7 protein-coding genes are annotated in these 8,891 nt (G+C 61.1%); 2 read left to right on the top strand and 5 right to left on the bottom strand.

Going from position 1 to position 8,891, the window contains the following annotated elements:
• The 4 genes from JWR14_RS10285 to JWR14_RS10270 all read right to left on the bottom strand — a co-directional run.
• Positions 1-199 (bottom strand): GntR family transcriptional regulator (locus JWR14_RS10285; protein ID WP_299705427.1); only part of this gene is annotated, 199 nt, incomplete at its 3' end.
• A 381-nt stretch (positions 200-580) separates the two neighbouring features.
• The gene (locus tag JWR14_RS10280) at positions 581-2,158 is read right to left on the bottom strand and encodes a mannose-1-phosphate guanylyltransferase/mannose-6-phosphate isomerase (protein ID WP_299705424.1); all 1,578 of its coding nucleotides are present in this window, start codon (positions 2,156-2,158) and stop codon (positions 581-583) included.
• A gap of 179 nt (positions 2,159-2,337) precedes the next feature.
• The gene (locus JWR14_RS10275) at positions 2,338-3,798 is read right to left on the bottom strand and encodes a flippase (RefSeq protein WP_299705421.1); all 1,461 of its coding nucleotides are present in this window, start codon (positions 3,796-3,798) and stop codon (positions 2,338-2,340) included.
• Positions 3,799-4,044: 246 nt separating this feature from the next.
• Positions 4,045-5,988, bottom strand: a complete 1,944-nt coding sequence (locus tag JWR14_RS10270) for an alpha/beta hydrolase (protein WP_299705418.1) — start codon at positions 5,986-5,988, stop codon at positions 4,045-4,047.
• A gap of 208 nt (positions 5,989-6,196) precedes the next feature.
• On the opposite strand from JWR14_RS10270, the gene JWR14_RS10265 reads away from it, so the two are divergent.
• Together JWR14_RS10265 and JWR14_RS10260 are read left to right on the top strand one after the other, a co-directional pair.
• Complete coding sequence (locus JWR14_RS10265; RefSeq protein ID WP_299705416.1) at positions 6,197-7,156, top strand: glycosyltransferase family 2 protein; 960 nt, start codon at positions 6,197-6,199, stop codon at positions 7,154-7,156.
• Entirely contained in the window at positions 7,095-8,072 is a 978-nt protein-coding gene (locus tag JWR14_RS10260; protein ID WP_299705413.1) for a glycosyltransferase family 2 protein, read from the top strand. The genes JWR14_RS10265 and JWR14_RS10260 overlap by 62 nt, the downstream gene beginning before the upstream one ends.
• 135 nt (positions 8,073-8,207) lie before the next feature.
• On the opposite strand, the gene JWR14_RS10255 is transcribed toward JWR14_RS10260, so the two are convergent.
• Positions 8,208-8,891, bottom strand: a 684-nt coding sequence (locus JWR14_RS10255; protein ID WP_299705410.1) for a glycosyltransferase family 4 protein, incomplete at its 5' end; no start/stop codon positions are given.

Genomic DNA, 8,891 nt, shown 5'->3' with positions numbered 1-8,891 from the left:
CCGTCTTGGGACGCACATCCAGCATGTGACGCGCGAGCAGCATGCTCAAGGCCTCTCGCATCACGGTCCGACTCACGTCGAACTCCTTCGACAAGACGTCCTGCGGAGGCAGGATCGCGCCGTACTTTTGTTCGACGATGCCCGATACGAGCCCGTCCATCACCTTAGCCACCAGTGATCTCTCTTTGTTTTCGTCCATCACCCCTCTCCCCTTGCGCCCTACATTGTGTCCCTGCACATCCGGCGGGCTTCCCCAAGCTCGCCGAAAGGCCCGCTGCGCGCCGCTTATTCATCAGATCAATACATCGGTCAGATCAATCAGCAGCGCTGCACCGTGCACGATAAATTGCGTGTTCAATACCGCTAGCGCCAGTCGGAATGTCCCTCTCAAGGGTTATCCCTTTGCTTGACCATCTTTGCGTCTCGCGATACTGCTTCGGCAATCGCTGTATTAAGTACTTCTTGATACTTGTGATTCAGATGCTATTTAAGTGCTTCGTTTAAGTGCGTGATTTAAGTACATCCTGATGCCCGGTCTTCATGCTCATTGCCCGGCAAATCGTCCTGCATTCGCCGGTGTTCAGCCTGCTGTCTTCTTTTCGGTCACGCGTCCGTACTGATCGTCGAAACGGACAATGTCATCTTCACCCAGATACGTTCCCGATTGCACCTCGATCATTTCGAGCGGCGTTTTACCGGGGTTTTCAACTCTGTGTGTTGTACCGAGGGGAATAAACGTGGACTGGTTTTCGGTCACCAGGAAGGTCTCTTCCCCGCGAGTGACGAGCGCCGTGCCGCGTACCACGATCCAATGTTCCGCGCGATGATGGTGCATCTGCAGCGAGAGCCGCGCACCCGGTTTCACTACAATACGCTTTACTTGAAAGCGCTCACCATGATCGATGGAATCATAGAAACCCCAGGGCCGCTGAACCTTGCGATGATCCTGCGCCTCGGCGCCTTTGGCGGCTTTCAGACGCCCCACCATCGCTTTCACTTCTTGCACACGATCCTTCGATGCCACCAGGATCGCATCCGCGGTTTCCACGACCACGACACCCGTCACGCCAACGCACGCCACCAACCGGCCGTCGGAATGCGCGAAACTGTCTGCCGACCCTTCGAAGATGACCCGGCCGCGGGCAACGTTGCCGTCTTCGTCCTTCTCCGACATGTCCCATACGGCGTCCCACGCGCCGACATCGGACCAGCCGGCGGCGAGCGGCACCACGACGCCCGGAAATCGCGGTTCTCGCGCAATCCGTTCCATGACGGCGAAATCGATTGAATCGGAGGGGCATGCTTCGAACGCCTCGACATCGAGTTGCGTGAAGCCATCCTGATGCAGGCCGCGTTCAAACGCGATCACGCATGCGGCGTGAATAGCGGGCTGGAAGTGCTCGATGGCGGCAAGCCAGACTGAAGCGCGGCACACAAAAATGCCGCTGTTCCACCAGTACTCGCCGGACACCAGATACTCTTCGGCAAGTTCGCGCCGCGGTTTTTCGACGAACCGTTCGAGCACCCGCGCCTGAGGGGCACCATCATGTGCAGTTCCCAAGGGCGCGCCGGCCTTGATATAGCCGTAGCCTGTTTCGATCTTGTCCGGCACGATACCGAGCGTAACGAGCGCACCACTTGCGGCATGTTCGATCGCCTTTGCAACCGTGCGACGGAACGCGTCGAGGTCGGACACGGCGTGATCAGCGGGCATGGCCACTATTACCGGATCGCTACCGGATCCTCCGGCCACTGCTGCCAGCGCAGCGAGCGCGGCAAGCGTCATGGCCGGTGCAGTATTGCGGGCGCAGGGCTCGAGCACAATGCGCGCTCGACGGCCATTACGCTCGATCTGCTGGGCGGTCAGCAACTTGTGTTCGGTGCCGCAGACCACGATCAGTTCATTGGCGGTTGCGAAGTGCACCGTGTCGCGGCCATGCGTCGTGGCATCGAGACCGTCAAGACCGTCCAAACGACGTAGCGTGGCTTCGAGCAGCGATTCCGCGCCCACGAGCTCGATCAGTTGCTTGGGGAACTGCTGCCGCGATAACGGCCACAAACGCGTGCCAGACCCACCGGCGAGAATGACCGGCTGCACGCGAACACTCGCGCCGCCGGTCTTGGCGGCGTCGGTTTGCGGATTGTGGGACACGTCCACGGTGACTCCTGAAGCGTTGAAGCTGATTGAGGGCCGAACGCGTCTTACAGGTGCGGACGCGTGAAAAACACGCATCGATTGATGCGCTATTTAAGCAGGCAAAACTTTTTTGTTGTGTGCGCGTGCGAACGCCCGCACGCTATTCAGTCAATCTGCACATCAAGGCACTTTATTCACTCTCACCCGGCGCTGGGCAGCAATCTTTGCCGCAGGCGCGAGACGACTTCGCGCAGTTCGCTCGATTCACAGAACGACCAGGCGAGGTTGGCGGCAATCAGCGCGACGGCGATCGCGGCCATACCGCTGATTGAGTCCATGGAGTCCGCGCACACGGTGGCAATCACGAGGAAAGCCAGATGTCCTGCCATGTTCCGCACAATCGGCCGAGGTTTGAGCTTCGAGAAATAGAGGAACGCGGCATAGTCGAAGAAGGCCTTCGCAACCACCGCCACGCCGGCGCCCAGCAGGCCGTACCAGCGGATGCTCAGCCACAGCACCAGCGCGAAGAATGGCAACCCGATCCAGCCGACCCGGGCGACCTGCGCCGGATTGGCCTTGGCCTGGATCAGCACGCCGATGATGCTCGATTGCCCCGCCAGCCATACGCCAATCACAAGAATGCGTCCGACAGGTGCGGACTGAACTGCCATCTCATGGCCGAGCCAGACGTTCAGGAACGGTGCCAGCGCGAACAACGCAACCACCACGCACGGTGTGAACGCACAGTTCAGGAACGCGAGCGCCTGGTGCGAGAGTTCATCGGCGTGGTCGCTTGCGGAGGCTGAAAAACGCGGGAACAGCGTGCGCAACATGGCGCTCGGCAGCAGGTTCAAACGCGTGACAAGGTTTTGCGGCGTAGCGTAATACGCCACGTACCTGGCGCCGAGCATGGAACCGATCACCACCCGGTCGAGGGTGGTGGCAATCATGCTTGCGCCGGAGAACAACAGCAGCCAGCGCCCGTAATTAAAGAGTTCGCGAATCAGCGGCCTTTCCGGCTTTGAGATGCGCTTGATACCGATCGCGCGGATTGTGCCGTAGCCAAGCATCAGGGCCGATAAAAACCGTGCAATGACGGCTGCCGGCACAACCACCGCCAACGACGGCGAGATCATGTACAGCGCTGCCAGCGGCAGCAACTGGAACAGGAACGTGCCAATGGTCTGGTTGGTATTGAACAGCGCAAATTTTTCCATGCCACCGATCGCACCGCTGAACACCCACGAAATGTTGGCAATGGGCACGGCCAGCGCAATCCACGGAAGCGCATCCAGCACTTCACGCTGGAACACCGGTTCGATGGTCGCGATATGCACGACGTACACATACGCGCCGAACCAGATCAGCACTGCGCCAACAATACCCGTCGCCAGGTTGAGAAAGAATGCACTCCAGAAGATGCGCTCGATCGTGCCGTCGTTGGACTGACGCGCCTTGGCGATGTGGTTTTCAGTCGCCATCGAAATGCCGAGATCGAGCACGCTGAAATAACCGATCAACGCCCATACCAGGTTGATGACGCCGTAGCGTTCGATTCCCATGCCGTGAATGTAGGCGGGGACCGTCGCGAGAGAGACGAACACGGGCAGGATGAGCCCGGCGAAATTGATCGCTATGTTCTTGAGAAGACTTTTTTCCATTGAGCAACGGGCCGATTACAACAAACACAGACAGGATGAATCCAAGGCACCGCGCACAGCTTTGCGGTGAATGCAGGCACGTTGCAGCGCACGGTTGATGCACGTTCAAGTGCACGCAGCGGGTGCCCGCCCGAAGGTCAGACGAATTACACGCCAGAGTAAGGGGACGTCACATCAGGGTCTGTACGCAGACGAACGCATCGCGCCGCGCCTCGGATCTCTTGCAATTGCTTACATTCTTCCGGTTCACCGCGATTCCATCGCTTCGGCATGCATCTCGGTGTGCAATTCGTCGGGCCGGACGGCGCGCGCGGCGAAACGCGGCAGTAATGCACGCAGGCGCGCCCAGCCAAGACCACAACGCGCGGCTTGCGGCGTCTCTCCCTGCACGAACCGAAGGAACGACACCATCATGTCCTCGCGCGCCGAATACGAAAAGCACGCGTGATCGAGGGAGTCGCGATGAACGGTTTCCACGTTGCGCCACTTGCGCATCCGCCGTCCGCCCGCGCCGAAAAACACGGCGAACTCGTCCATGCCCGGATCTCCCGCGCCGTAGACGAAGCGAACCTTCACGTCCCGCTCCCCTAGACCGCGAACCATCGCGCGCACCCGAGAACCCGCTGAATCCACGCCGATCGTCTGCTCGGCTAAATACGCCACGCTGGCCTTCATGCGCGCGCCTAAATGCCGCGCCAGTTCTTTCACGATCGGGGCGAGGCGCCGCTGGCCACGCAGCACACGCTTCCATTTGCCCGCCGTCTTGAAGGAGCGCATGAGGGTGCTGGTTGCGGTCTTCGGCCGGTTATCGTTCATGGCGAACGACATCGGATCTTCCGGGAAACCGAATTTGGGCGCGTTCACGAGCACGAGCGAACGAATATGCGGACTGACAGGCGCCGCGTGCAGGCACACGTAAGCGCCCGAACAGACCGCAAAACACGAGACGTCGTCGAAACCTCGCTCGGCCAGGAACGCGGCGGCGCTCACCACGTCGTCGCAACCGGCGCGCGAAAACAACAGGGAGAGCGGGCGTTTGTCGACGGCGGCCGCGCTGTCGCCGAGCGTGCCGACATCGAATCGCAGCGATGCAAATCCTTGGCGTGCAAGCCGGCGAGCCAGCGTGACGGAGATGCGCGCGTCGCCTATCCGATGCGTTGCACCCGGGTTGACGAATACGACCGAGCGGCGCGACTGCGTGCCCTGTTCCGGCTCACACAGAATGCCGAACAGGCGGCCGTTGTCGAAGATCACGGGCGTTTCGCGTACCCCATCGGCAATGAGGACGGGCGTGTCGGGTGACTTGACGATCGACTCAGGCACCGTGAATTCAGCCGCCTTGGATTCGGCCGGCTCAGTTACACCCAGCCACTCGACAATGCGTGCAATCGCCTGTTGCGGCGTCTCGGTCACGCCGGATTCCTGCATGAATGCGGCACATTCGTCGAAGGACTCGAACTGCGCGTCCGCTCCGGCGGCGCTGCAAGCCTCGACGAGTTTCTTCGAGCGGGATGGATCGTAAGAATCGAGCACGAGCAAGCGCCGCGGCGGTTGTTCGGCCAGCCGTGTGTCCCGCAGCAAGTCGAACTTGCTCAGCATGGCGACGCTCGACGCGATCAGGCGATGCCCTACCGCCTCCGCATAGTCGGCATCGGCCGGCGGGGGGGTGACATGAATACCGCCTGTTTCAAGCCAGTTCTGCTGAAGCAGACGCAGTTCACGCAAGTATTGCCGGCCCGACAACACGGGGGCGAGCAGCACCAGTTGATCGACCTCTTGCTCGGCCGCCACCAGCGCGGCGAGCGTGGCGCCCAGACGCAAGCCGCACAGGACCACTTGTGTGACCCCGGTCGATTTTTTCAAATAGGCGATCGCCGAACGAATGCTTTGCAGCCACCGCTCGATCTGTTCACCGTCTTCAGATTCGCCAGCCGAGTCGCCGGTACCGGCGTAGTCGAAGCGAAGCGCGGGCGCACCTGAGTCCGCGAGGGCTTCGGCGAACACGCGCCAGCCTTTGTGGACCCACATCGCCTCGCGGCCGAAAGGCTGGCAAAGCACCACGCCGCGCGTGGCGGTTGGTTTGCCCTGTGGCTCACCCTCGTGCAACCAGCCAAAGCAATGGTCGAAAATTACAGGCGTCATCTCGAAGTTGCGCCCCGAAGGAGCGTCGTTATTAAGTTGTCTGCGCATTACACTTTCACAACGCTGATGATTCCGTGCGCCCGCACACACTGCGCAAGCGCACCCTGATATTTCCGCCATCGCGAGCACTTCCCCGCCACCGTTATTCCTCCGATGTTCGATGTCCAACAGACGGGTTTTTCATTGCCGAGTCAAATAGGGCATCTCGCCGTGTCGTGCATACGCGGCAGAACCAAGAAAATGCCGGGGAAAACACATGGTCACCGCTGTTCACCAACCCAGTCCGTCCGATGCACCGCGCTTCTCGGTATGTATCTGCACGCGTAATCGTCCGGGGGATCTCGCCCGGGCGTTGCGTTCGGTCGAAGCCTCCACGTATCCGGCGCACCAGATCGTGGTCTCGGACGACAGCACCGATACGCTCACGCGTGAAATGATGGCGGCTGACTTTCCGAGCGTTGTCTTCCTGGAAGGACCCCGCCGCGGCCTTGGCGCGAACCGCAACTGCGCGCTCGACGCGGTAACCGGCACGCACGTGGCATTCATCGACGATGACGCCACGCTCAGCGCAGACTTCCTGAGTCAGATGGCCGACTCGCTTCGGCATGGCGGCCAACATCCGGAAAAACTTATTATTACGGGATACGAACTAAATCGCGGTGTCCCCGTTTATGCAAACGCAACCACATTCCTCGGTTTCCAGTCACGACCCTACCGTACAAGCGATCACCACGACACCGTGGTGATCAATAGCGCCGTTTTCCCCGCGTGGCTCTTCAAGCTGATCCGCTTCGACGAGCATCTGGTCTACGGTTATGACGAAGTCGATATTGTCATGCGCGCCACGCTGCAGGGAAAGTGCGCGGTCCGACTGCTGCCCGAGGTGTTCAATTCGCATTTTCCGTCGACGGTGAATCGCGACTACTACGCAGCGTTCGTTGAAGCCTCGCGCATCTACGTGACGCATAAACGCTACCGGTGGTTCGAACGCAACCGCCCGAAAGCCGCGCTGTTCCTGACGGTTGCCGTGGCTCACAACCTGCTGTACAACCTGCGCGCTCACGGACCCAAAGGTCTTGCGCGCAGCGCTCGCACGGTTTCACGCGCCATCGCCTACATTCGCCGATACACCCCGGAAGGACTCGCCATACAACATGAAGATCACCGTACTCGTACCCACTTATCGTCGAACCTCGGATCTCGCTCGCTGCCTTGATGCGCTCGCGCGGCAACGGCGCGCACCGGACGAAGTGCTGGTGGTCTGCCGCGGGGCCGACGAAGAGACGCAAGCATGGCTCGTGATCGAGAAGTCGCGCGCACGTCTGCCGCTCGTCAAGGTTGAAGTCGCCCAGGGTGGCCAGGTTGCCGCGTTGAACGCGGGTCTCAGCGCTGTCACCGGCGACATCGTTGCAATCACCGACGACGACGCTGCGCCACGCCCGACGTGGCTCGAACGTATCGAATGTCATTTTGCGAACTCGCCGGACGTGGGTGGGGTCGGCGGGCGCGACTGGGTCCATGAGCATGGCGCGACACTCGATGCTTCCGAGCCGGACGTAGGCCGCTGGCAGTTTCCCGGCCGCGCGATCGGCAATCATCATCTGGGCGTGGGGGCCGCGCGCGACGTGGACTTCCTCAAGGGCGCGAACATGAGCTATCGCATGAGCGCAATCAGCGCCAATGCGATCCGCTTCGATACGCGTCTGCGCGGCACCGGTGCGCAGGTCAACAACGACATGGCGTTCGCCTCGGCGGTGCGGCGTGCAGGCTGGCGTCTTGTCTACGATCCAGCGGTGGAAGTCGATCACTATCCGGCGCAACGCTTCGACGAAGATGCGCGCGCCGTGCGCGGCAGCCGGAGTTGGGTCGCGATCGAAAACGAGTCGTATAACCTGCATCTGATCGTGCGTGACGAATACCGTGGTGCGCGCCGGGGCATGGCCTTGCTGTGGCTCACCGTCGTGGGACACGGCGCGTGCCTGGGCTGGGTCAATCTCACGCGTGCCCGAATTATCCATCGCGAGGCAACCGCGCTGCAGCGCTGGCGCGCAGCGCGCAGCGGCGCGGCGCTGGCCAAGCGCGATCATGCACAGCGGCGGCTGGAAAGCGTGGAACACGAATTTGCGGGCTAGTTGAAACGCGCGATGGCAGGCAGCGTTCACTCAAAAAGGCGATCGGGATAACCTGATCGCCTTTTTTATCCACAGCAACACAACGACTATTGCGCAAACAAGCAGTCCATAACCTGCGACCGCCGGATAAGCTCGTCACCCAGCCGGCGCACGCCGTGTCGACGGACGGTTCTGCCGTTGTTCGCACTGGGCAATCGCTTGCTCACAGACCGCCAGATGCTCCGTGTACACGCGCTGCACTGAAAAGCGCTCCAGATTCAACTTCGCACGCGCGGCATATTGCGCGCGTACTGGTGAATCCATCAGCAACCATCCCATCCTGGCTGCCAGTTGCATCGGCTCCTGCGGAGCAACGAGCACCCCTGCACTGCCGTTTTCCAGCATCTCCGGAACGCCGCCCACCTTCGTCGCGACGATTGCACAACCCGCCTCCCGCGCTTCGCTGATCACCAGCGGCCCGGGTGCCTGATGCGCGGCGAACACGAAGACGTCGGCTTCGGCCAGATACGCGCGAGGATCCGCGACGAACCCCGTGAAGCGAACATGATTCGCAATGCCAAGTTGTTCAGCGAGACTTTCCATCAAGCTGCGATCGGGTCCCTCCCCCACGAGGTAGAGCTGCGCGTCTTGCGTCTGCCGCACGTGCGCAAACGCGTGCAGCAAGTCGGCAATGCCGTTGCGCTCGAACATCGCTGCTACGCACACTACGTTCGGATGCTGCAACTGCAATGGCCGCGGCAGCTGTCGTCCAGGAAAACGCGGGGAACCGATCGTGCCGCTTGGCACCACGCTCAAGGTGTCCGCCAGCACACCCCGTTC

Origin of the sequence: Caballeronia sp. (assembly GCF_028292365.1) — a bacterium.
Taxonomy (GTDB): domain Bacteria; phylum Pseudomonadota; class Gammaproteobacteria; order Burkholderiales; family Burkholderiaceae; genus Caballeronia.
Note: the sequence above shows the minus strand (reverse complement) of the source record. Positions and strands in the feature narration are given on the sequence as shown.

Coding starts and splice junctions, on each gene's coding strand:
- JWR14_RS10270 (WP_299705418.1), bottom strand. CDS start 5,988: ATGCGCAGACAACTTAATAACGACGCTCCTTCGGGGCGCAACTTCGAG.
- JWR14_RS10260 (WP_299705413.1), top strand. CDS start 7,095: ATGAAGATCACCGTACTCGTACCCACTTATCGTCGAACCTCGGATCTC.
- JWR14_RS10265 (WP_299705416.1), top strand. CDS start 6,197: ATGGTCACCGCTGTTCACCAACCCAGTCCGTCCGATGCACCGCGCTTC.
- JWR14_RS10275 (WP_299705421.1), bottom strand. CDS start 3,798: ATGGAAAAAAGTCTTCTCAAGAACATAGCGATCAATTTCGCCGGGCTC.